Raw genomic sequence first — 22,617 nt, 5'->3', positions numbered from 1 at the left:
CGATCACCCTAGCCGCCCGCGGTAGACGGCTCTGGCCTGCTGCAGGAGGCAGACGTGGTCGCCGAACTGGTACGGGGCCACCAGCCGGGCGTGCTGCCTGATCAGGCCCTCCAGCAGGTCCAGCCACTCCAGGCACCAGAGCACGTCGCCGGGCCTGGCGACGCGGCGGCCGGCGACGTCCACGTACACGGGGCTGGTCAGCGCGTAGCCGGTGGCGGTCAGCGTGCGCGGGTGCGGGTCGCACAGGACTTCCGCGATCACGTACGTGGGCTCGTCCAGCCGCAGCTCGGCCGACACGGTCAGCCGGTCGTCGCCGGGCCCGCGATCGACAGGAAGGCGCTCGGCGCCCGCCCGCACGCCGTCGGCGGTGCGGATGCGCACGGCGGCGACCTCGGGACCGACGGCGGTGGCCGTCACGGTGAGGCGGTCGCCGGGACGGGCGTGGATCACGTCCCCAGGGCCGTGGCCCTCGACCGACAGCTCCAGCCAGGGGCCGGTGGTGGCGAAGGTCCGTCCGGCGCGTACGGCGGCGGCGAACGAACGGGCCGTCAGCTCCCCCTCGACCTGGGCGTAGACGCGGGCCCAGCCGGGCGGGTTCGACCGGTTGTGGGAACGGGTGAAGGAGATCGTCGCGTCGGTTCCCGCCGTGACCGCCAGCCGGTTGCCCGCGCCGATCAGCCGCCGGTACACCGCCGCCGTGGACGGGATCGACGCGTGCGTGATCACGTCCACGCTGTCGACCAGGCCGAGCGCGGCGTCGGCGACGAGCTCGCGGGCGGCGCAGTCGCGGGGCGCCGGGGGCACCGCGCGCCGGGGCGGGTCGCCGTCGCCGATCCGGGCGCGGAAGGGATGGCTGTAGCCGACGAGCGCGCCGAGAGCGCGCAGCTCGCGCAGCGCGTCGGCGTTGGGCGGCCAGTCGGCGTCGCCGTCGAACCCCGTGTGGTACCGGGTCGGGGCCGAGCGCGGCGCGAACGCGTGCACGTGGCCGAGCAGGTCGTTGCGGTACTCGACGCCCATCCGCGCCACGTGGGTCGCGTCGGACCACGGCAGGTCCTCGTCGCTCCAGTGCTCCAGGGCCTCGCGGTCGTAGACGCGGCTGCCGGAGACGTTGCCCGCCAGCAGGTTGAGCACGTGGAGGTCCTCGCCGTGCTGGGCGGCGGCCGCGTCGGCGGGCACCGCCACCACGTCACCCGCCGCGTTGAGGTGGACGTGCAGGTCGCCGCCGTACCAGCCGCGGGCTGCGGCGTCGTACAGGCGAGGAGGGGTCAGCTCCACGCGCTGCTCCCGGCCGGGCACGGGGACGATCTCCAGCGTGGCCTCGCCGTACTCCATGCCCCTGGTGGCCGTGACCGTGAGCGGCGCGCACGGCACCTCCAGGACGAGGTCGTCGCCGTGGAAGTACGGGCGGCCGTGGTAGTCGTGGCGGGCGGGCACGCCGGGCGGGAACCAGCCGCCGTGGTCGGCGTCCACCACGCTCCACCGGCACGGCGCCCCCGCCACCAGGCGCAGCCGGGCCGACGCGATCGGCCGCAGCATGGCCTCCAGCCGGACGGCGACGCCGTCCACGACCACGGAGCCGTCGCGGTCGACCTCGACCAGCCAGGCACCGTACGGGTCGAGCAGCCGCAGCTCGCCGTCCACGCTGACCGCGCAGGGCCCCTCGCGGCGGGAGTCGATGAGCAGCGAGATCCGCTCGTTCCCGCGGCCGGGAAGCCGCACGGCGGGGGCGGCGGTCGGCCGCCACGTGACCGCGCCGTCGCTGTTCTGCCCGCCGTCCCGGGCTGCCGCGGTCGGTCCCGCCTTGCCCCACGGCAACAGCACCGTACGCGGCGCCCCCTCCAGGACGACCTCGCCCGGCTCGACCCGTACGGCGACCAGGTGCCCCGGCAGCTCGCCGTCGAGCGTGTCGCGCAGCACGCGGTCGTAGTCGGGCTCGGCGAGGCGGGCGGCGAGCTGGTCGGGCAGCTCCCCCGGGTGGTTCTCGGCGACCGCCTTGAGGACGAGCTCCCAGAAACGGTCGAACAGCGCGGGCGGCAGCACCCGGCGCCGGGCGAAGAACTTGACGTAGTGGAGCTCCGGCTCGCCCCAGGTGATGCCGTGCTCGTCCAGGAGGCGACCGTACTGCTCCAGCGCGCCGGCCACCCTGTCGGGAAGCGTCGATTCGGCACCCATCTGTGCTCTCCCCACCTCGGTTGCGCGCCATAGTGACATGGATCACGCCGCTTTCCATGACCGCTCCGAGGGCGGGGTGAGGGATGTTTCCACTCGGGGAGGCGTATCTGCACCGCTGGGGTTCCGATGCTGCCCTCGCCATGCGCGAAGCCCGATTCACGACAGACCGTAACGCCTCGCGGGCGGAGAGTACCGGACGGAGAGGCGGTACGTCCGGGTCGGGGGTGTTTGCGAGCCCACAGAACGAGTCAGGGCCGCGAAGGCCGGCTGGATGCGGTCGGGTCAGGGCCGCTTGAAGGCCGAGAGGATGCGGTCGGCGGCGAGGGCCGGGGTGAGCTTGCCCTCCAGGACCTCCCGCTCGACCTCCTCGGTGATCTCCGCCACGCGCGCGTCGTGGCGCAGCTCGGCGAGCAGGCGGTCGCGGACCAGCGTCCACGTCCAGCCGACCTGCTGGGCGCGGCGCTTGGCCGCCACGTCGAGCCCGTCCTGGTGGGCCAGCACGTGGCGCCAGACGTTCTCCAGCCCCTCGCCGGTCAGCGCGCTGCAGGTGAGCACCGGCGGCGGGACGGAGTCGGAACGCAGCATGCGCAGCGCCCCCGCCAGCTCGCGGGCGGCCTTCTTGGCGGCCGTCGCGTACTCTCCGTCGGCCTTGTTGACCGCGACGACGTCGGCCAGCTCCAGCACGCCCTTCTTGATGCCCTGCAGCTGGTCGCCGGTACGGGCCAGGGTGAGCAGCAGGAAGGTGTCGACCATGTCGGCCACCGCGGTCTCCGACTGGCCCACGCCGACCGTCTCGACCAGCACGATGTCGAACCCGGCCGCCTCGACCACGACCATCGCCTCCCGTGTCGCCTTCGCGACGCCGCCGAGCGTGCCGGAGGTCGGTGACGGGCGGATGAACGCCGCGGGGTCGGTCGCCAGCCGGGCCATGCGGGTCTTGTCGCCGAGGATGCTGCCGCCCGTCCTGGTGGAGGACGGGTCGACGGCCAGCACCGCCACCCGGTGGCCCTGCTCGGTCAGGTGGGTGCCGAGAGCGTCGATGAACGTCGACTTCCCGACGCCAGGGACACCCGAGATCCCGACCCTCCTCGCGTGCCCGGCGAGCGGGGTGAGCTCGACGAGCAGGCGCTGGGCCAGCTCCATGTGGTCGGGCCGGGTCGACTCGACCAGCGTGATGGCACGGGCGATCCACGTACGGGAGCCCGTCCGCACACCCTGGGCGTAGTCCTCCAGCGAGCGCACCCGCCGACCCCTTTCTTCAGTGCTGATCAGCATAACTTCTGACAAGTCCTGTCAATTGCCGTTAAGGTGCTGGAGTTCTGATCACAGCGGTCACAGGAGTCACTCCCCCCATGCCCCATGTCGAACCCCTCCGCGCGGGCGACCCCGCGGCGGTGGGGCCGTACCGGCTGGCCGGGCGGCTCGGTGCGGGCGGGCGCGGGGTCGTCTACCTCGGCAGGACGCGCACCGGAGCCCTCGTCGCCGTCAAGGTGCTGCACGAAGGGCTGGTCGCGGGCGACCGGCTCGCCGCGGCGGTCGCCGCCGCCCGCACGGTGGAGCCGTACGGGGTGGCCCGGGTCCTCGACGCCTCGACGGAGGGGCGGGCGTACATCGTCTCGGAGTACGTGGACGGCCCGTCCCTGCGGCAGTCCGGCCGCCTGACCGGGGATGACCTGCGGCACCTCGCCGTGGTGACCGCGACCGCACTGACCGCCGTCCACCGCGCAGGCTTGGTCCACGGATCCCTCACTCCCACGAACGTCCTCCTCGCCGCGGACGGCCCCCGCCTCACCGACTTCACCCTCCTCCACTGCCTGACACCACCCCACCCACCCGAGCAGCTCGCGGGGACGCTCGCCTACGCGGCGCCCGAGCAGGTTGCGGGGCCGGCGGTGGGGGCGGCGGCGGGCGCGGCGGCGGACGTGTTCTCGTGGGGGGCGGTGCTGGTGTTCGCGGCGACCGGGACGCCGCCCTTCGGTGACGACGCGCCGTCGGCCGTGATCCACCGCGTCCTGCACGACGAGCCGCGCCTCGGCGACCTGCCGCGGGCGCTGCGCGAGGTGGTGGCGGCCTGCCTGGCCAAGGATCCCGCCGCGCGCCCTGGGATGCGCGACGTCGTCCTGCGGCTGACGGCCTCCGCCCGCCGCCCCACTCCCCCGCCCGCCGCACCCGACTGGGAACGCACCCCCGACCGCGCCTGGGACGCCCCCACGCTGCACCCCGCGCCTCCCGCACAGATGCCCGCGACCGCTCCGCCGGCGCAGGCCGAGCCCGACGTCTTCGCCCACGCCGCTGCACAGGAAACAGAGGAGTGGGACGCCCCCCACGGGGACTTCGCACGCCCGGCGAAGACCGGGCAGCACCCTGTCTTCGCACACCCGAACGCGTCACCGTTGGAAGCGGTACCGACCCCGCCTCCCCTCACCCACCACCACACCTCACCGGCACCTGCCGCCTGGCCCCACCACGACGGCACCGGCGAGATGAGAGCAGGCGGACCCTCCGCGTTCGCAGCAGGCCAGGACAGTGCGTTGCCGCCCACCGGCCCCACTGCCACCGCACCTCACCATGACCCCGGCGACGAAGCGAGAGCAGGCGGGCCCTCCGCGATCGCGGCAGGTCGGGACGGTCCTGTCCCCTTCGCGACGGGCCAGGAGCACGGTCGCGCCACGGAGGCAGGCGGCGGTGGCGACCCCCTACGGACCGGAGAGAGCCGGGGCGAGCACCCGGCCGTGCCCGCGTTCGGCCAGGGCGGCGGTGACGGCGGGGGGCGGAGGCGGGTGTTGACGGTGGTCGTGGCGGTGTTGGCCGGGGTGGTGGTCGTCGTTCTCGGCGGGGCCATCTGGTGGTTGACGCCGGCGACGCCCGACACGGTGCCGTCCCCCGAGTCGTCTGCCGAACCGTCCGGCAGGGGCTCCACCAGGGCGTCGACCGGGCGTTCCGATGGAGCCTTCGACGGTGGTGCCGGCGAGTCGTCCGGCAGGCGGGGCACTGCCTCCTCCACCGCCGCCGATGGTGGGCTCGCGGTCGTCTATCTGCGGCCGGAGGGGGTCAGGGCCGGTGGGTGCTGGAGTGGGGGTGAGGTGACGCTGCGGGCGCTGGTGCGGCGGAACGGGGGCGCGACGGCGTTGCACTACACCTGGGTCGTCGATGGCGCGCCCATCGGCCGCTCGTCCGCGCTCGTCGCGGAGAACGGCCGCCGCTACCTGATCGCGCCGCAGACCCTGCGCGGCACGGGCGGCACCCACGAGGTCAGCCTGCGGATCACCGCCCCCGCCGTCGTCCAGCGGACGATCACCGTCACGATGTGCGAGAGCTAGCGCCGCTTCTCGAGCTGCTGCAGCAGGTCGAGGGCGGCGTCGGCGATCACCGTCCCCGGCGGGAAGATGGCCGCGGCCCCTGCCGCGCGCAGCTCGTCGTGGTCGCCCGGCGGGATGACGCCGCCCACCACGATCATGGTGTCGTCCGCGTCGAGGTCGGCAAGGGCGCGGCGCAGCGCCGGCACCAGCGTCAGGTGCCCGGCTGCCAGCGACGAGACGCCGACGATGTGCACGTCGGCCTCGACGGCCTGCCGGGCCACCTCCTCAGGCGTCTGGAACAGCGGGCCGACGTCGACGTCGAAGCCCAGGTCGGCGAACGCGGTGGCGATCACCTTCTGGCCGCGGTCGTGGCCGTCCTGACCCATCTTGGCGACCAGGATGCGCGGCCGCCTGCCTTCGGCGCGCTCGAAGTCGGCGCACGCCCGGCGGACGCGTTCGATGTTCTCGGCGGGACCCGACTCGTCGCGGTACACACCCGTGATCGTACGCACCTGCTCGGCGTGCCTGCCGAACACGCGTTCCAGCGCGTCGGAGATCTCGCCGACCGTGGCCTTGGCGCGGGCGGCGTCGACGGACAGCTTGAGCAGGTTGTGCTCGAGACCGGCTCGCGGGTGGGCGGCCGCCCTGGCGAGCGCGTCGAGCGCGCGCCGCACGGCCTCGCCGTCGCGTTCGGCCCTGAGCCGGGCGAGCTTGTCGAGCTGCCGGGCGCGTACGGCGCTGTTGTCGACCTTGAGCACCTCGACGGTCTCGTCTCCGGCGGCGCGGTACTTGTTCACCCCGATAACCGGCTGCCTGCCGGAGTCGATGCGGGCCTGGGCGCGGGCCGCGGCCTCTTCGATGCGCAGCTTCGGCAGCCCCGCCTCGATGGCCTTGGCCATGCCCCCGGCCTCCTCGACCTCCTGGATGTGCGCCCAGGCGCGTTCGGCGAGGTCGTGGGTGAGGCGCTCGACATAGAAGGAGCCGCCCCAGGGGTCGATCACGTGCGTGGTGCCGGACTCCTGCTGCAGCAGCAGCTGCGTGTTGCGGGCGATGCGGGCGGAGAAATCGGTCGGCAGGGCGAGCGCCTCGTCGAGGGCGTTGGTGTGCAGCGACTGGGTGTGGCCCTGGGTGGCGGCCATGGCCTCGACGCAGGTGCGGACGACGTTGTTGTAGACGTCCTGCGCGGTGAGCGACCAGCCGGAGGTCTGGCTGTGCGTCCGCAGGCTCAGCGACTTCGGGTTCTTCGCGCCGAACCCGGACACGAGCCTGGCCCACAGCAGCCGCGCGGCCCGCAGCTTGGCGACCTCCATGAAGAAGTTCATGCCGATGCACCAGAAGAACGACAGGCGCGGCGCGAAGCGGTCGATGTCGAGACCCGTGGCGACACCGGCGCGCAGGTACTCGACGCCGTCGGCGAGCGTGTACGCGAGCTCCAGGTCGCACGTGGCCCCGGCTTCCTGGATGTGATAGCCAGAAATGCTGATCGAATTGAATTTCGGCATCTTCTCGCTCGTATAAGCGAAAATATCCGAAATTATCCGCATGGACGGCGCCGGAGGATAGATGTAGGTGTTGCGGACCATGAACTCCTTGAGGATGTCGTTCTGGATGGTCCCCGCGAGCTGCTCCGGCGCGACGCCCTGCTCCTCGGCCGCCACGATGTACATCGCCAGCACGGGCAGCACGGCGCCGTTCATGGTCATGGACACCGACATGCGGTCGAGCGGGATGCCGTCGAACAGCTGCCGCATGTCGTAGATCGAGTCGATCGCCACCCCGGCCATGCCGACATCGCCCGCGACCCTCGGGTGGTCGGAGTCGTAACCCCGATGGGTGGCCAGGTCGAAAGCCACCGACAGGCCCTTCTGCCCGGCGGCGAGGTTGCGGCGGTAGAAGGCGTTGGAGTCTTCGGCGGTGGAGAAGCCCGCGTACTGGCGGATGGTCCACGGCTGGTTGACGTACATGGTCGGGTACGGTCCGCGCAGGTAGGGGGCGACCCCGGGGTACGTGCGCAGGAAGTCGAGACCCTCGAGGTCGGCGGCCGTGTAGAGCGGCTTGACCTCGATGCCCTCGGGTGTCTCCCACGCCTCGCCCTGCGGCCGGGGCGCGTCCCCCGTGGCGGACCCGTCGTGCAGCGGGATGCCGGAGAAGTCGGGGATCATCGGCCCACCTCCAGGTCGTCGAAGGTCTCGCGGAGCACGGCGAGCGCGTCGCAACCGGCGTGGATGTTGCCGTCCACACCGTCGTACTGCCCTCTGCCCGCCAGCCACACCTTGCGGGCGCCCGCCTTGCGCAGGGCGGCGGCGACCTCGGCGGCGTGCCGGTCGTAGAGCTGGTCGGAGGAGCACAGGCAGGCGACGGTCGAGCCGCTGACGGCGAAGGCGGTGGCGATCTGCTCGGGATCGGCGCCCGGCCCGGCGGTCTCGACGGCCAGCCCGCCCGCCTGGAAGAGGTTGGCGGCGAACGTCGCCCGCGCGGTGTGCGCGGCGAGCGGCCCGATGGTGGCCAGGAACACCGTCGGCCGTTCGGGCCGGGCGTCGGCGAGGTCGCGCAGCCGTTCGTACGGCTCGGCGTAGCGCACCCGCGGCAGCTCGCCCGCCTGCGGGACGGGGGCGGGACGGCGGCGGACGGGCTTCTCGCGCGGGTCGGCGAACTCGCTGACCCCGGTGATCGGCAGCCTGCGGTGGGCGATGTCGTCGTCGCGGCGGGCCCGGGCGGCGGCGACGCGCCCGGCCACCAGGTCGGCCGCCCGGTCGATGCCTCCCGCCGCCTCGATCTCCTGAAACCAGGCCCACGCTGATTCTGCGAGGTCGGCGGTGCGGCGCTCGACGTAGAAGGAGCCGCCGGCGGGGTCGATCACCCGTCCGAGTGACGACTCCTCCAGCAGCAGCGACTGGGTGTTGCGGGCGATGCGGCGGGCGAAGTCGTCCGGCAGCCCGAGGCAGGCGTCGAACGGCTGGACGGTCACCGCGTCCGCCCCTCCGACGCCGGCGGCGAAGCAGGCGACGGTGGTGCGCAGCATGTTCACCCAGGGGTCGCGCGCGGTCATCATGGCCGAGCTGGTGACGGCGTGCTGGCGTTGCGCGCCGGCCTCGGGGACGCCGCACACCTCGGCGACCCTGGCCCACAGGCGGCGGGCGGCGCGCAGCTTGGCGATGGTGGCGAACTGGTCGGCGGTGGCGGCGTACCGGAAGTCGATCTGCCCGAACGCCTGCTCGGCGGACAGTCCCGCGCCGGTGAGCGCCCGCAGCTCGGCGACGCCCCGCGCGATCGAGCAGCCCAGCTCCTCGGCGTCGGCCGCGCCGGCGTCGTGGTACGGCGTCGCGTCGACGGTCACGGCACGCAGCCCCGGGAAGTCGGCCGCGCAGCGGGCCGCCAGCTCGGCCGCGGCGGGCCCGTGGACGCAGGAGGCGCCGAGGTTGCCGGTGGGCGCGACGCCGCGGGCGGCGGCCAGCTCGAACAGGGCCTGCGCGGCCGGCGCGGTCGCCCGCCCGGCCTCCAGGACGACGGGCGCGAGGTCGAGGAGGACGTCCTTCATGACGGTGGGCAGCGACTCGACCGGGATCGCGCCGTCGCCGACGACCAGCCAGAGCGAGGTGACGCCGTTCTCCAGGTCGGCGAGCACCGCTTCGGGGTCGGCGACGGCGTGCCGCTGGCGGACGTCCCATCCGGCGGCGGTACGCGACCCGCGCACGTAGGGGGGAGCTCCGGGCAGGCCGGGGTCACCGGGCAGGTCGTCGAGGTCGTAGAGGGGCGCGACGGTCAGCCCGTCGTAGGTGGTGCGCGACAGCGCCTCCTCCGGTGAGCCCGCCGCTACGCCCGACTTGCGCAGGACCTCCAGCGCCAGCGCGCGCCAGTCGTCGCGCGTTGTGGACGCGAACCCCGCTGCCAGTTCCATGATTCGGATACTAGGCGGTAGCCCGTCGCGCCACTAACCCCGGGCTCTAGCCGGGACGGGGCGCGCCGTGCCGGACCCAGGCGTAGAGGGGACCACCGGGGCACTCGGTGGCGTAGCCGTCGCGGTGCCCCTTGATCTCTTTGCCCGCGAAACCGTCTTCACGCAGGTGGTCGACCGCGTCGAGGATGCCGTGCAGGAGGCCGTCGGGCGGCGTGACCAGGCCGGACTCGCCCACCAGGCCGAGTACGGCGTAGTGGTGGGAGTTGAGGCCGGGGCCGTTGGCGGCGGGCAGGTGGTGCAGCCACCGCCCCTCGAACACCTTGCGGTGCGGGCAGGCGACCGCCGTGTTGCCGGTGAAGTAGACGGTGCCGTCGCGACGGGCCAGCCAGCTCTGGTCGGGGGTGCGCGGGCACCAGATCTCGCCGTCGTACGGCTCCTCGCGGATCGTGACGGCGCCGGTCGCATGGCCCGCGGCCGGGCGCGGCCCGACGGCGGCGGTCGCGTCCCGCGCGGCCGGGCGTGGCGTGACATGGTGGCGGCGCCGGGTCGTCACCTGCCACAGGCCCGTACCGGTGTCGTGGCGCAGCGACGCCCCCGAGCCCGACAGCAGCACCGCGAACATGAACGCCTCCGCCACCTCTTTCCGCGCGAACGCGGCACGGCCGGCCGCCGCCAGGGAGGTCTCGACGAACAGGGCGAGCTGGGCCCGCGTCAGGGCCAGCAGGAAGGCGTGGCCCGGCACCCCGCCAGGCGAGGCCGCGTTCAGCTCGCCCGCCACGGCGGCCGGCAGCTCGGCGTGGCCGCCCCCGGCCTCTGCCGACCCGGACGGGCCGAGCACGTCGTGCAGGGCCGCTGCCGATCCCGACGGGCCGAGCAGGCTGTGCAGGGCGGCACGGACGCGCGGTGACAGGGCCCGGCCTTCGGACGTCCTTTCGGCGGAGCGCCAGGCGACCAGCTCGACGAAGGCGTCGGACCACTTCGGTTCCGCGGGCAGGTCGGCGCAAGGGGCGGCGACCTGGATGCGGTCGCCGGGGGCGATGGTCTCGGTGGTCACCCACAGCCGTTCGGCTCCGGCACGCCACGGGCGCTCGACCGGCCAGCGGTGGTGGGCGGTGGTCAGGGAGGAGTGGCCGGGGCCGTCCATCCGGACCATCTGCCGCCGCCTCGCGGGGAAGACGCACACCTCGAGGACGGGCTGCCACCGCGACAGGCCCGTGACGTGGTCGAGGGTGAGCGCGATGTCGCCGGCCCGCAGCTCGCGGTAGGTCTTCCAGCCGTCACGGGTGAGGATCTCGGTCTGCTCGTCGACGCAGTAGCCGATGTCGACCCAGCCGTTGACGTCCATGTGGTACGCCTGGATGGACCGGACGAGGCTCACGCAGCCGTCGTGGTCGGCGGTGATGCCGGGGTCGACCTTGCCGCCCGTGTAGTGGACTTTCACGCCTTTGACGAGTTCGAGCTGGGTGTAGTCGCCGAGCGGCGCGCGCGCGTTCCACTCGGCGCGTGACACCAGGTCCATGGGCACGATGCTCTCCGACGGTCACGGTTGGTTGTACGGAGCGTAACGCGAACACCACGGAAAGTCCCGGCGATCAAAGATTTCGCCTACGGCCGGATGACCCGCTTCTCGGTGACGATGGCGGTGATGAGGTCGTGCGGGGTCACGTCGAAGGCCGGGTTGAGCGCCTGGGTGCCCTCCGGGGCCACGCGCACGCCGCGGAAGGCGACGAGCTCGTCGGCGCCGCGGTCCTCGATCTCGATGTGGCTCCCGGTCGGGGTGCGCGGGTCGATCGTGGCCTCGGGGGCGACCACGACGAACGGCACCCCGGCGCGTTCCGCGCCGAGGGCGAGCGCGTACGAGCCGATCTTGTTGGCGGTGTCGCCGTTGGCGGCGATGCGGTCGGCGCCGACGAGCACGGCGTCCACCTCGCCTCCGGCCAGCAGGTACGGTCCTGCCGCGTCGGCGACGAGCCGGTGCGGCGCCTCCATCCTGGCGAGTTCCCAGGTGGTCAGCCGGGCGCCCTGCAGCAGCGGCCGGGTCTCCAGCACGAGCACCTCGGCGAGCCGTCCCCGCTCGTGCAGGGTCTGGACGACGCCGAGCGCGGTGCCGCGTTCGACGGCGGCGAGCCCGCCGCTGTTGCACACCGTCATGACGCGCAGCCGGTCGCCTTCGAGCAGGTCGGCCCCGCGCTCGCCCATGGCGCGGCAGGCGGCGATGTCGTCGTCGCGGACCCGCAGCGCGGCGGCGAGCACGGCCTCGCGGCCCTCGTGCAGGTGGGCGGCGGCCTGGTCGACGCCCCACGCGAGGTTGACCGCCGTCGGCCGGGCGGCGCGCAGCTCGGCGATCTGAGCGCGGTCGCCGTCGGCCAGGACGACACCGAGCGCCCCTGCCACGCCGAGCGCGGGCGCGCCGCGCACCGCCAGGCGCCGGATGGCGTCCACGAGCTCGCGTACGGTGGTGATGCGGAGCACCAGGAGCTTGTCCGGGAGCAGCGTCTGGTCCACGAGCTCGACGGCGCCGTCGACCCAGTCGATGGTTCTCACAGTTGAACGGTACGCCCGCCCGCCGCACACCGTCCGGACCCCGGAGGGCACGTGTTGAAATGGCCGACTTTTTCCATCAAACCCTTCGACATCGTCGCATGTGAGGGAGATCATGAGCTTCATGTCTGTGATGAGGGAGGCGCCGTTCTCGAGCTCCGACTCCTCAGCGGTCCCGATGAACATCTGGCTGGACGACACCGATTCGGCGGTCGACGTCATCGACGCCATGGCGTTGTCGCCGTTCGCCACCGGGTCGCAGCCGTGGTCGCGCCTGGCCAACCTGGAGCGCGTACGTCCTGACGCCCGGCTCAGCCCGGCCGAGGGGCGCGTGCTGCGCGCCGCGCGGATCGAGGACGGCTCGGAGTCGCGGCTCATCGCCGGTGACGGCTGGACCCTGCGGGTCGTCCGGCACCGCAACCGCACCGCCACCGTCAGCGTCACGGCGGTCAGCGACGACCTGGCCCGGTCGGTGCTCGCGGAGAGCATCGACGGCGCCGAGGAGGCCGCGCCCGACGTCGACCATGTGGACATGGGGTTCTGGTGGCGCGGCATGCACGGCGGCACCCGCTCGGAGAAGCCGATCACCGCACAGCCCTGGGACGACATCAGCAAGAACTACTCGGCGAAGGTGCGTCCCGGCCTCGACCGGCTGATGGCGATCACGCCGGCCGACGTCAACGGCCGCCTGATCCTCCTGCACGGTCAGCCGGGCACCGGCAAGACCACGCTGCTGCGCACGCTGGCCAAGCAGTGGCACGAGTGGTGTCAGGTCGACTGCGTGCTCGACCCCGAGCGGCTGTTCAACGAGCCGGGCTACCTCATGGAGGTGGCGGTGGGCTACGACACCGACGAGGAGGCGCAGCGCTGGCGGCTGCTCGTGCTGGAGGACTGCGACGAGCTGATCAGCGCGGGGGCGAAGGCGCAGGCGGGCCAGGGGCTGTCGCGCCTGCTCAACCTCACCGACGGCCTGCTCGGGCAGGGACGCGACGTGCTCGTGGCGATCACGACCAACGAGGACCTGACGCGGCTGCATCCCGCCGTCGTGCGGCCGGGCCGCTGCCTGGCGCAGCTGGAGGTGGGACCGCTGAGCAGGGAGGAGGCGGTCTCGTGGCTGGGCGCCGCGGACGGCGTCGGGCCCTCGGGCGCGACCCTCGCCCAGTTGTACGCCCTGCGCTCCGGCGGCGAGCTCACCCCGCCCCCGCCCGCCGACTCGACCGGCCTCTACCTCTGACACCGGCCGCTCACGAGGCGGGCCCCCGCGTGAGGATGCGGGCCGCTCACCAGGCGGGCGCCCGCGTGAGGATGCCGGCCGCTCACGAGGCGGGCGCCCTCGTGGAGATGCGGGCCGCGAGGACGTGCTTGCACGGGCCGCGCGAACCCCGGTGGTCGAACCACCACGGGCAGCTGCACGTGCCCTCGGTGACGCGCACCCGCCGTACGCCGCCGCCGGTCGTCACCTCGGCGGTGTCGTCCGGGAGCAGCCGTACGGCGCCGGACGCGGCGAGGGCCCTGGCCGACGTCAGGCGCGGGTTGAGCTCGGCCACCTTCTCCTTGTCGTAGGGCAGCTCCCGGTGGAAGTGGGCCGCGTCGTGCAGGTCGTAGCCGACCCGGCCGGCGGTGCCGAGCTGGGTGAGCGCGGCGCGGACGCGGCTGACGGGCAGGCCGGCGCGGTCGGCGAGCAGCCCCGGCTCGACCGTGGGCTCGAAGCCGAGCAGCATGCCGACCACGTCGGCGTCGCCCGTGGCCTCGTCGGTGGCCTCGTCGGTGGCCTCGTTGGCGGCAAGGTCGTCGAGGACGGCGCCCTCGCCGGAGAAGCCGCGCCACGGCTCGGGCGACAGGGCGAGGGTGTAGCGCATGCCGGGCAGCTCGACCTCCCACGCGCCGCCCGCCTCCGAGCAGTCGGCGGGCCCGTACACGCGTAAGGCCTTGGCGAACCTGAGCAGCGGCAGCAGCGTGGCGACGCGGCCCACGCCCGGCAGGCGGACCCCGCCGCGCGCCGGGGTCGTGGAGAGTCGCAGGTCGCGGCCCGCCGGGACGGCCCAGACGGTGGTGCGGGCGCCGCGCGGCAGGGAGCGCAGGAAGCGCACGGCCTGTGGCCCGCCGAGCTCGGCTCGGAGATCCCACCGGGCGGCGAGCACCTGCACCTCGGCGAACCCGCGCAGCCAGCGCGTCGGCAGCGGCACCTTCTTCTCCACCACCGCGCCGTCGAGCGTGGTGACGGCCAGCTCGTCGGGCCCGACGCCGACGTGGAGCGGGTCGCCGCGGCCGACCCTGGCCAGCGACTCGCGCAGCGGCCCGTTGACGTCGACGTTGGTGGTGCCGCGGTCGAGGACGTCGCCGTCGAGCCCGGTCACGTCGAGGCGGGCGTAGACGCCGCCGCACGCCGAGAACGACTCGAACCTGAGCCGCTCGCCGTCGCACGTGACCACCGGGTCGCGGGTCCAGCCGGGCCGCGGGTTGTGGTAGCGCGCGAGCGCGACGTCGGCGACGGCGAGCAGCCCGGCGGCGGCCGGGGCCGCGTGCGTGAGCAGGCCGCTGAAGAACCTCGGGTGCGCCTGCGGGCCGGTCAGGGCGGTGCCGCCGGAGGTGGACAGGCCGAGCCGTCCGTCGGTGAGGGTGGAGGGGCCTGCGTACGAGTACGCCTGCACGACTTGGGTCATGCCCGAACCATAGGGATCGCCACCGACACAATTCCGCCCGGTACGTAAACCATCCGATGCGCGGCGGAGGGCCGGAAAGCACAATGAGCCCGGTGCTCACCGTCGACCTGGCCCGCGTCGCCCTCACCCGCTTCGCCGTCCGCGAATTCGCGCCGGAGCCCGACGGGGATGACGTGTGGACCAGCGGGGAACGGCTCGTCGGCTTCGCGGCCACCCAGCTCGTGCCGTCCTGGACGGCACGCACGCCGCCCGGTTCGTGGATCGAGGTCGCGCTGCGTGCCAGGTCCGCGTCGGGTGACCTGACCAAGTGGTACGTGATGGGCCGCTGGTCGGAGCACGGCGAGCCGCGGACCTCGGTGCCCGGCCAGGGGGACGCGGACGGAGACGTCGCCGTGGACACGTACGTGGCGCGGCGGCCGGTGACCGCGTACGAGGTGCGGGTGACCCGCCACGGCGCGGGCGCGCGGGTGACCGGGCTCGGCGTGATGGCCTCGGCGCTGCCGCCGCGCCCGCCCGAGCCGGTGCCGGTCGCTCCTGGACCGGCGGTCGAGCTGGCGGTGCCGCGGCACTCCCAGTACGCGCACGCCGGGCACCATCCGCGTTTCGACGGCGGCGGGGCCAACTGGTGCGGTCCCGCCTCCCTGGCGATGGTGCTGGCGTTCTGGGGCAGGGGCCCGTCCGCCGCCGAGCTGGCGTGGGTCGGCGACGGCGACCCGGCCCCGGCGGTGGACCACGCGGCGGCGGGCACGTACGACGCGAGCTACCAGGGCACCGGCAACTGGCCGTTCTGCGTGGCCTACGCGGGACGCTATGGATTGTCCGGTTTCGTCACTCGGCTACGCTCGGCAACGGAGCTGGAGGGCTTCGTCAGGGCGGGGATCCCGGTGGTCACGTCGCAGTCGTTCAAGGCCGCGGAGCTGCCGGGGGCCGGTTACTCGACCAACGGTCACCTCCTCGTCGTCACCGGCTTCACCGCCGAGGGCGACGTCGTCGTCAACGATCCGGCCGCGCCGTCGGACGCCGAGGTCCGGCGGGTCTACCCGCGGGCGGCGTTCGAGCGCGTGTGGCTGCGCAGTTCGGGCAGCGGCGGCATCGCGTCCATCATTCATCCTCCCGAATATCCGCTTCCTCTCTGCACAGATGGCAATTGGTGAGTTCATGAGTATTCGACCGATCGACGTGGCCCGTACCGACGGGGGCCCTCAGTGGGTGGAGGCGGTCGGCACGCCTTCCGGTGTCGAGGTCTGGTGGGACGAGCCGCGTCCCCACGAGGGCGGCCGGCGTTGCGTGGTGCGCCGCCTGCCGGACGGCTCCCTGGTGGACGCGCTCCCCGACGGCTGGAACGCGCGCAACCGCCTGATCGAGTACGGCGGGCGCTCCTGGCGTCCGCTGCCCGGCGGCGGCCTGGTGTTCACGAACTGGGCCGACCAGCGCCTGTACCGCCTGGAGCACGGTGGCACGCCGCGACCGCTCACCGAGGAGGGCCCGGCGCGGTACGGCGACCTGTACCTGCCGCCCGGCCGTGACGAGGTGTGGGCGGTCAGGGAGATCGACGACGTGCGCGACCTGGTGGCGGTGCCGCTCGGCGGCGGCCGGGCCAGGGTCATCACCAAAGCCCAGCATTTCCTGATGAATCCCCGCATTTCCCCCGACGGCCGGAAAGTCGCCTGGATCGGCTATGACCACCCCAACATGCCCTGGGACGGCACCGAACTGTGCGTCGCCCCGCTGTCCGCGGAGGGGACGGCGGGACCGTACGAGGTGGTCGCGGGCGGGCCGCAGGAGTCGGTCTCGCAGGCCGAGTGGCGCGACGAGACGAGCCTGTACGCGGTCACCGACCCCACCGGCTGGTGGAACGTGCACCTCGTCCCGCTGGACGGCTCCCCCGGCCGCAACCTCACCCCGGTCGAGCAGGAGTTCGGCCACGCCGCCTGGAAGCCGGGCCTGACGACGATCGCCGTCGCCCCCGACGGCAGGCTGGCCGTCGTGTACGGCACCCCCGACCACCGCCGCCTCGGCGTCCTGGAACCGGAGACGGGCGAGCTGCGCGAGCTCGGCGGCGACGCCACCTACTGGGCCTCGACCGTCTCCGTGGCGGACGGCACGATCGCCGCCGTCAGGGCGACGCCGTACACGCCGCTGGAGGTCACGCTCGTCGGCCTCGCCGACGGCGCGCACGAGGTGGTGTCGCCGCCCAAGCCGCTGCCTGACCGGTCGCTGCTGCCCACGCCGGAGGCGGTGGCGATCGACGGGGTGCACGCGCACCTCTACGCGCCGGCGGGCGTCCAGGGCCCCGCGCCGTACGTGATCTTCGTGCACGGCGGGCCCACGGGCAACCTGCCGGTCGTGCTCGACCTGGAGATCGCGTACTTCACCAGCAGGGGCATCGGTGCGGCCGTGGTCAACTACGGCGGCTCCACCGGCTACGGGCGCGCCTACCGCGAGCGGCTTCGTCACGAGTGGGGCGTCGTGGACGTGCACGACTGCGCCAAGGTGGCGCGCGGCCTCGTCGAGCTGGGCCGGGCCGACGCCGCGAAGCTCGCCATCAGGGGCGGCAGCGCGGGCGGCTGGACGACGGTCGCCGCGCTCGTGCACAGCGACGTGTTCGCGGGCGGCGTCGCGCACTACGCGATCACCGACCCCGAGAGCTGGGCGGCCGAGACGCACGACTTCGAGTCGCGCTACCTCGACGGCCTGGTGGGCCCGCTGCCCGAGACCCGGCAGCGCTACACCGAGCGCTCCCCGCTGCTGAACGCCTCCCGGGCGTCCGGGCCGTGCCTGATGCTGCACGGGCTGGAGGACGCGATCGTGGACGTCGGCCAGGCCAGGCGGTTCGTCGACGAGCTGGACAAGCACGGCAGGCAGTGGGAGCTGCTCACGTACCCCGGCGAGCAGCACGGCTGGCGCAGGGAAGAGACCATCGTGGCGACCCTGGAGGCCGAGCTGGCCTTCTACGGGCTGATCTTCGACATGGAGACCCCCGAGGTGCCGCCGCTGACCCTGAAGGGACGGGCGTGAAGAGCGTCGCCGAGATCTGCTCGGATCTGATCAGGTTCGACACCACCAACCCGGGCTCCGGCGAGCGCCCGGCCGCCGAGTACGTCGCCACGCTGCTGGCCGACGCGGGCATCGAGCCGGTGGTGTTCGAGTCGGCGCCGAAGCGGACCACCGTGGTGGCCAGGATCGCCGGCGAGTCCCCCGACGCGCTGCTCGTCCACGGCCATCTCGACGTGGTGCCCGCCGACCCCGCCGAGTGGCGCACGCACCCGTTCTCCGGGGAGATCGCCGACGGCTGCGTGCACGGGCGCGGCGCGGTCGACATGAAGGGCGCCTGCGCGATGACCCTCGCCGCCGTGCTCGGCATGGCGGCGCGCGGCGAGCGGCCCAGGCGCGACCTCGTGCTGGCCTTCCTGGCCGACGAGGAGGCCACCGGCGACTACGGCTCCCGCTACGCGGTGACCGAGCACCGGGGGCTGTTCGACGGCGTCACGGAGGCGATCAGCGAGTCGGGCGGCTTCAGCGTCACCTCGGGCGAGCACCGCGTCTACCCGATCGGGGTCGGCGAGCGGGGCACCGCCTGGATGAAGCTGACCGCGCGCGGCGTGGCGGGCCACGGGTCGCGTCCTGCCGTGGACAACCCCGTGGCGACGCTGGCGCACGCGCTGTCGCGGCTGGCCTCGTACGAGTGGCCGGTCCGCCTGACGCCCTCGGTGGCGGCGCTCCTGGAGAGCCTGTCGCGGATCACCGGCCGGCCCGTCGACCTCGACCGGCTGGACGAGGAGGCCGAGCGGCTCGGCGCGCTCGGCGGCCTGTTCAGGAGCCAGATCCGCAACTCGGCCAACCCGACGATGCTGGACGCCGGCTACAAGGTGAACGTCGTTCCCTCCACGGCCGAGGCGCACGTCGACGGGCGGTACATGCCGGGGCTGCAGGAGGAGTTCCTGGAGACGGTCGACCGGCTGCTCGGGCCGAAGGTCACGCGGGAGTTCGTCAACCTGGAGGAGGCGCCCGCCGCGCCGTACCCTTCGGCGTTCTTCGACGAGCTGGCGGGCACGCTGGCGGCCGAGGACCCTGGGGCGCGGCCGGTTCCGTACGTGCTGGCCGGCGGGACGGACGCGAAGTCGTTCAACCGCATCGGCATCACGACGTACGGGTTCACCCCGCTCATGCTGCGGCCCGATCTCGACTACTTCGGCATGTTCCACGGAAAGGACGAACGCGTCCCGGTGGAGGGTCTGGAGTTCGGCACCCGCGTCCTCACCCGGCTCGTCGGCGGGGCTTGACCGCGGCGGTGCGACCGTCGACGCTGTGCGGGTGTCAGCCAGCCGAGAGACGCCCAAGCCGGACGACGTGACCACCTGGCTGGCCGGGCGGGCGATCCCGCTCGGCCGGCTCGAACCGGGCTCCGGCCTGGCGGAGCTCGATCCGCTGCGCGCCGTGCTCGCCGGGGTCTCGCTGGTGGGCCTCGGCGAGGCCACCCACGGCAGCGCGGAGTTCTTCCTGCTGCGCTGGCGGCTGACCGAGTTCCTGGTCAAGGAGCTCGGCTTCACCACGCTGGCGATCGAGGCGAGCGCGGCCGCGGCTCGCGCCGTGGACGCGTACGTGACGACCGGGGTGGGCGACGCCCGCGAGGTGCTGGCCGGGCTGGGCTTCTGGACGCTGAACACCACCGAGATGCTCACCGTGCTGGAGCGGCTGCGCGAGCACAACCGCACCGCCGCGCGGCCCGTACGGTTCGTGGGCGTCGATCCGCAGCACCCGGAGGCGTCCTTGAGCGCGCTGCGCGCCCACGTGGACGCCGGCGCGCTGGGCACCCGCGTGGACGCCGACTGGCTCGACGCGCTCCGGTCGTCACCTTGGGGACCGCAGCACGAGCCGCTCGACCGGCAGGTGGCGGCCGACGCCCGGCGGCTGGAGGAGCACGTGGCAGCGCACGGGCCGGCGGAGGCGCTGGAGGACGCCCGCATCGTGCGCCAGTTCGCCGACCTGGCGAGCAGGCCGTTCCAGCACGCCGACCCCGCGCGCACACGCATGCTGGCGCGCGACCGCCACATGGCCGAGAACGTGAGCCTGCTGCTGGCCGAGCCGGGCGTCAAGATCGTGCTCTGGGCGCACAACGGTCACGTCATGAAGGGCCGCTACAGCGGCGACACGATCCCCTCGATGGGCCTGCACCTGGCTCAGGAACACGGCACGGCCTACTACGCGCTCGGCGCGGCGTTCGGGCAGGGCGCGTTCCGCGCGTACCCCAAACGGTTCGGCCGGATCGTGACCCGCCGACCGCCCGCGCGTTTCCGCGTCCCTCTGGCGGACACGCCACGTGTGGTGGAGGCGCGCCTGGCCGCCGCCCGTCCTTTTGACTACGTGATCGACCTGCGCGACGGTGACCGGCCTGAGTCCGTGGCCGCCTGGCTGGCGGACACCAACCACATGCGCTCCTTCGGCGCGACGGCCCACCGGTTCACCGCGAAGTTCGCCTTCGCGCCGGCCGTGCTGTCGGAGCAGTACGACGGCCTCGCCTTCCTCCACCGGACCACCGCCTCCACACCCGTGGACGGGTAGCGGGCCTCGCCCGGAGCAATCACATCATCGCCGTACGGGCAGCGAAATATCGCCTGGTCAGACGGCTGTCCGCTTCGTACTGTTCGAGCGACAGTTGTCTCGACCAGGCGAGGGGCGAATGGCAACGAACATCAGCACCCAACCGGATTCCCCGAAAGCCCCGTGGTGGGCCGAACTACGGGACTGGTTCATCAGCTTCTTCAAAGGGCCGAGCGAGCGCGAAGACACCACCCAGCCACCACCGCCGGGGCTCGCACAGCAATCTTCCGTCAAGGCTGAGGACCCCATGGCGGAGATCAAGGCGGCCCTGCAGAGGATCGAGGAAGCCCTCCAGAGCCTCCCCACCCCCACCCCCACTCCGGCTCCGACGGTCGAACACCACGTCGGCACCATCTTTCTGGCCTACTTGGACACTGGGCGCTGGTGTTCCATGTGGGCCCACAAAATGCTGGTGGAGCAGGAGGATACGGCCAGGGAACACGAGCCTGGAGCGCGCTTAATCGCCGAAAAGGTCGCTGAGCGATACCAAGCCAAGTACCCGGACACTGCCAAGACCCTCCGGCATTGGGCGCAGCACGGGGAACCTGAGCCTCCAGCTACTCGCCCGAAACGGCGCCGTCGCGAGGGTGACGCAGTGTCATGAGCCCGGCCGGCCGCTGTGTGCCGGGCCATGGCATCGGATCCGGCGGGTCAGGAGAACTTCGTGTTCGGGCGTTCCTGGAGGACGCCGTCCACGTAGACGTCGAGCTTCTCGTCGTAGAAGGCGACCAGCCCGGCGATCTTCTGGCTCTCCGCCACCGGCGTGCGGTACGACCACGCGAGGTCCTTGCCGCCGTTGACCGTCCAGTACTCGGCACTCCCCTTGTACGGGCAGTGCGTGACGGTGTCGGACGGCTCCAGCAGGTCGAGCCGCACGTCGGTCTTCGGCAGGTAGTAGCGCGGCGGCAGCCCCGTCTCGTACAGGATGCGCGGGCTGCGCGAGTCGGCCACGGTGACGCCGTCGACCTCGATGCGGACGTGCCGCTGCGCGGCCAGGATGTCCACCCTCGTGTACGGGTCGCGCGGGTGGACGAACACCTCTTCGTCCTCCTCGAACCAGGCGTCCATGGCGTCCCACTGGAACCGGACGTGCCCCTGGATCTCGGTCAGCGGTGAGTCGGGATAGGACAGCGCCGCGTCCTCGGCCTCGACGGAGCCCGAGACGACCGTGTGGACCACGCCGTCGCCCCTGCTCGGCGAGTGGCGGGTGGCCCCGGTGGCCTTGAGCGCGGACGCGTCCACGTCCTGCAGCGGGAAGTAGTAGGTGGGGTAGTACGGAACTTCCCACACCAGGAGCGCGGAGGTGGTGTCGGCGACGACCCGTCCGCCCAGATAGGTCCTCACGCGCTTGGCCGTGTGCTCGACGTGCACGCGGCCACGATTCGTGACTCTCATTCCTGGGGCAACCTCGTAGGAGGACCCCCTATTCCGCCTCACCCGAGGCCGAACACCCACAGGGTGAGCCACGTCGTCAGCCCGCCGACCACGGCTCCGGCGACGACCTGCGCCGCGGTGTGGTGCGCGAGGCGTACGCGGGCCCAGCACACGAGCGCCAGCACGGCGGCCCCGGCGAGCACGCACGGCCACGCGGGCAGCACGTGGGCGAGCACGACGACGGTTCCGGCGCAGACGGCGGCGTGGAAGGAGATCTTCCAGCGCAGCGTGACCGGCACGGTGACGGCCAGCGCGGCCAGCATCGCGGTCACCGTGGCGACCAGCAGGGCGGGGGCGCCCAGCACGACGAGCAGCGCCAGCGCCACGAGCACGGCCGCGACCGCCGCGAGCAGCGGCTTCGTCCGGCGGGCCCGGTCGACGATGTGGTGGGAGTCGAGGCGGCCGGAGCGCACGCCCCACGCGACCACCGCCGCCGGTACGCCACCGCACAGCACCGAGGCGACAAGGCCCCAGGTGGCGCCCGTCCAGCCCTGCGCGAGCCAGCCGACGACGGGGGGCATGACGATCACCAGCACCTGCGGTGCGAGCAGGTCCGTCACCCGCCGCGCCAGCGCGTCACCCGTCATGTCAGGAAAGAGTAGCGATCATGCCCTGCGTCCGCGGAGCAGGGACACGCGTGCCGCCGCCCGCCGTAAGTCCACACCCTCAGGAGGCCGTAACACCTTCCCACTCCCCGCCCCTCCCCCGCCGTCCAGCGCTGAGGTCCTTCAGGGAGAGGAGGGGACGCGAGCAAGATCGTCTCGGCTGCTGCCCCCGCTGTCCGGCGCCGAAGTGGCCGGATGGTCGCAGCCGTAGCGTCCCGGGTGGTGTGACAGGCGTGGGGGCGTGAGGGGACACCGCGTGACTATTTACATGAACCATTGACACTTCCGACGAAGATCTACAAACTTCCCCATGGCAATACCGGCCGTCCGCTGCCGAGTGCGCGCCGCCGGTTCCGGGCCGGGGCTCCGGCGTGCCCACGTCGGCGATCGTCCGTCCGCCACTC

General features: G+C 73.2%; 15 protein-coding genes. 6 read left to right on the top strand and 9 right to left on the bottom strand.

Annotated features, from left to right (window positions below):
* Positions 1-3 precede the first annotated feature (3 nt).
* Both BLR04_RS07200 and meaB read right to left on the bottom strand, forming a co-directional pair.
* A complete protein-coding gene (locus BLR04_RS07200; protein ID WP_090760959.1) occupies positions 4-2,172 on the bottom strand; it encodes a CehA/McbA family metallohydrolase in 2,169 nt (722 codons plus the stop codon).
* 282 nt (positions 2,173-2,454) lie between these two features.
* Positions 2,455-3,447, bottom strand: a complete 993-nt coding sequence (gene meaB, locus BLR04_RS07195; RefSeq protein ID WP_090760957.1) for a methylmalonyl Co-A mutase-associated GTPase MeaB — start codon at positions 3,445-3,447, stop codon at positions 2,455-2,457.
* Between the two features lie 77 nt (positions 3,448-3,524).
* Between meaB and BLR04_RS07190 the strand changes: the two genes are divergently transcribed.
* The gene (locus BLR04_RS07190) at positions 3,525-5,492 is read left to right on the top strand and encodes a serine/threonine protein kinase (protein ID WP_090760954.1); all 1,968 of its coding nucleotides are present in this window, start codon (positions 3,525-3,527) and stop codon (positions 5,490-5,492) included.
* Here BLR04_RS07190 and scpA read toward each other — a convergent pair.
* The 4 genes from scpA to mtnA form a co-directional block, all read right to left on the bottom strand.
* A complete protein-coding gene (gene scpA, locus BLR04_RS07185; protein ID WP_090760950.1) occupies positions 5,489-7,633 on the bottom strand; it encodes a methylmalonyl-CoA mutase in 2,145 nt (714 codons plus the stop codon). The genes BLR04_RS07190 and scpA overlap by 4 nt on opposite strands.
* Positions 7,630-9,369 carry a methylmalonyl-CoA mutase family protein gene (locus tag BLR04_RS07180; RefSeq protein ID WP_090760949.1) on the bottom strand — a complete coding sequence of 580 codons (1,740 nt, stop codon included), beginning with the start codon at positions 9,367-9,369 and terminating at the stop codon, positions 7,630-7,632. The genes scpA and BLR04_RS07180 overlap by 4 nt, the downstream gene beginning before the upstream one ends.
* Positions 9,370-9,415: 46 nt before the next feature.
* Positions 9,416-10,888: an N-acetylmuramoyl-L-alanine amidase gene (locus tag BLR04_RS40475; protein WP_176902983.1), complete on the bottom strand. Its 1,473-nt coding sequence runs from the start codon at positions 10,886-10,888 to the stop codon at positions 9,416-9,418.
* 86 nt (positions 10,889-10,974) lie between these two features.
* Complete coding sequence (mtnA, locus tag BLR04_RS07165; protein ID WP_090760947.1) at positions 10,975-11,913, bottom strand: S-methyl-5-thioribose-1-phosphate isomerase; 939 nt, start codon at positions 11,911-11,913, stop codon at positions 10,975-10,977.
* A 121-nt stretch (positions 11,914-12,034) separates the two neighbouring features.
* Between mtnA and BLR04_RS07160 the strand changes: the two genes are divergently transcribed.
* On the top strand, positions 12,035-13,144 hold the full coding sequence (locus BLR04_RS07160) for a DUF5925 domain-containing protein (protein ID WP_090761523.1): 1,110 nt from the start codon (positions 12,035-12,037) through the stop codon (positions 13,142-13,144).
* Between the two features lie 82 nt (positions 13,145-13,226).
* Here BLR04_RS07160 and BLR04_RS07155 read toward each other — a convergent pair whose 3' ends face one another.
* Positions 13,227-14,573, bottom strand: coding sequence for an SWIM zinc finger family protein (locus BLR04_RS07155; RefSeq protein WP_090760945.1), 1,347 nt, complete (start codon positions 14,571-14,573; stop codon positions 13,227-13,229).
* Positions 14,574-14,656: 83 nt separating this feature from the next.
* Here BLR04_RS07155 and BLR04_RS07150 point away from each other — a divergent pair, with 83 nt between their 5' ends.
* The 4 genes from BLR04_RS07150 to BLR04_RS07135 are packed head-to-tail and all read left to right on the top strand — an operon-like array spanning position 14,657 to position 20,135.
* Positions 14,657-15,727: a C39 family peptidase gene (locus BLR04_RS07150; RefSeq protein ID WP_090760943.1), complete on the top strand. Its 1,071-nt coding sequence runs from the start codon at positions 14,657-14,659 to the stop codon at positions 15,725-15,727.
* 4 nt (positions 15,728-15,731) lie between these two features.
* The gene (locus BLR04_RS07145) at positions 15,732-17,591 is read left to right on the top strand and encodes a dipeptidyl-peptidase 5 (protein ID WP_176902982.1); all 1,860 of its coding nucleotides are present in this window, start codon (positions 15,732-15,734) and stop codon (positions 17,589-17,591) included.
* Positions 17,588-18,856 (top strand): M20/M25/M40 family metallo-hydrolase, encoded by a 1,269-nt coding sequence (locus BLR04_RS07140; protein ID WP_090760938.1) that lies wholly within the window; start codon positions 17,588-17,590, stop codon positions 18,854-18,856. Before BLR04_RS07145 ends, BLR04_RS07140 begins: the two co-directional genes overlap by 4 nt.
* 31 nt (positions 18,857-18,887) lie before the next feature.
* Complete coding sequence (locus BLR04_RS07135; protein WP_176902981.1) at positions 18,888-20,135, top strand: erythromycin esterase family protein; 1,248 nt, start codon at positions 18,888-18,890, stop codon at positions 20,133-20,135.
* Between the two features lie 690 nt (positions 20,136-20,825).
* Here the strand turns inward: BLR04_RS07135 and BLR04_RS07125 are convergent.
* Both BLR04_RS07125 and BLR04_RS07120 read right to left on the bottom strand, forming a co-directional pair.
* Positions 20,826-21,545 carry a DUF427 domain-containing protein gene (locus tag BLR04_RS07125; protein WP_218128753.1) on the bottom strand — a complete coding sequence of 240 codons (720 nt, stop codon included), beginning with the start codon at positions 21,543-21,545 and terminating at the stop codon, positions 20,826-20,828.
* A 62-nt stretch (positions 21,546-21,607) separates the two neighbouring features.
* Positions 21,608-22,195 carry a hypothetical protein gene (locus BLR04_RS07120; RefSeq protein WP_090760931.1) on the bottom strand — a complete coding sequence of 196 codons (588 nt, stop codon included), beginning with the start codon at positions 22,193-22,195 and terminating at the stop codon, positions 21,608-21,610.
* Positions 22,196-22,617 lie beyond the last annotated feature (422 nt).

Source organism: Nonomuraea maritima (assembly GCF_900100395.1).
GTDB classification, from domain to species: Bacteria; Actinomycetota; Actinomycetes; order Streptosporangiales; family Streptosporangiaceae; genus Nonomuraea; species Nonomuraea maritima.
Note: the sequence above shows the minus strand (reverse complement) of the source record. Positions and strands in the feature narration are given on the sequence as shown.

What these genes read in the sequence shown, in the direction of transcription:
- BLR04_RS07200 (WP_090760959.1), bottom strand. Translation starts at nt 2,172, where the DNA reads ATGGGTGCCGAATCGACGCTTCCCGACAGGGTGGCCGGCGCGCTGGAG.
- meaB (WP_090760957.1), bottom strand. Translation starts at nt 3,447, where the DNA reads ATGCTGATCAGCACTGAAGAAAGGGGTCGGCGGGTGCGCTCGCTGGAG.
- BLR04_RS07190 (WP_090760954.1), top strand. Translation starts at nt 3,525, where the DNA reads ATGCCCCATGTCGAACCCCTCCGCGCGGGCGACCCCGCGGCGGTGGGG.
- scpA (WP_090760950.1), bottom strand. Translation starts at nt 7,633, where the DNA reads ATGATCCCCGACTTCTCCGGCATCCCGCTGCACGACGGGTCCGCCACG.
- BLR04_RS07180 (WP_090760949.1), bottom strand. Translation starts at nt 9,369, where the DNA reads ATGGAACTGGCAGCGGGGTTCGCGTCCACAACGCGCGACGACTGGCGC.
- BLR04_RS40475 (WP_176902983.1), bottom strand. Translation starts at nt 10,888, where the DNA reads ATGGACCTGGTGTCACGCGCCGAGTGGAACGCGCGCGCGCCGCTCGGC.
- BLR04_RS07160 (WP_090761523.1), top strand. Translation starts at nt 12,035, where the DNA reads ATGTCTGTGATGAGGGAGGCGCCGTTCTCGAGCTCCGACTCCTCAGCG.
- BLR04_RS07155 (WP_090760945.1), bottom strand. Translation starts at nt 14,573, where the DNA reads ATGACCCAAGTCGTGCAGGCGTACTCGTACGCAGGCCCCTCCACCCTC.
- BLR04_RS07150 (WP_090760943.1), top strand. Translation starts at nt 14,657, where the DNA reads ATGAGCCCGGTGCTCACCGTCGACCTGGCCCGCGTCGCCCTCACCCGC.
- BLR04_RS07145 (WP_176902982.1), top strand. Translation starts at nt 15,732, where the DNA reads ATGAGTATTCGACCGATCGACGTGGCCCGTACCGACGGGGGCCCTCAG.
- BLR04_RS07120 (WP_090760931.1), bottom strand. Translation starts at nt 22,195, where the DNA reads ATGACGGGTGACGCGCTGGCGCGGCGGGTGACGGACCTGCTCGCACCG.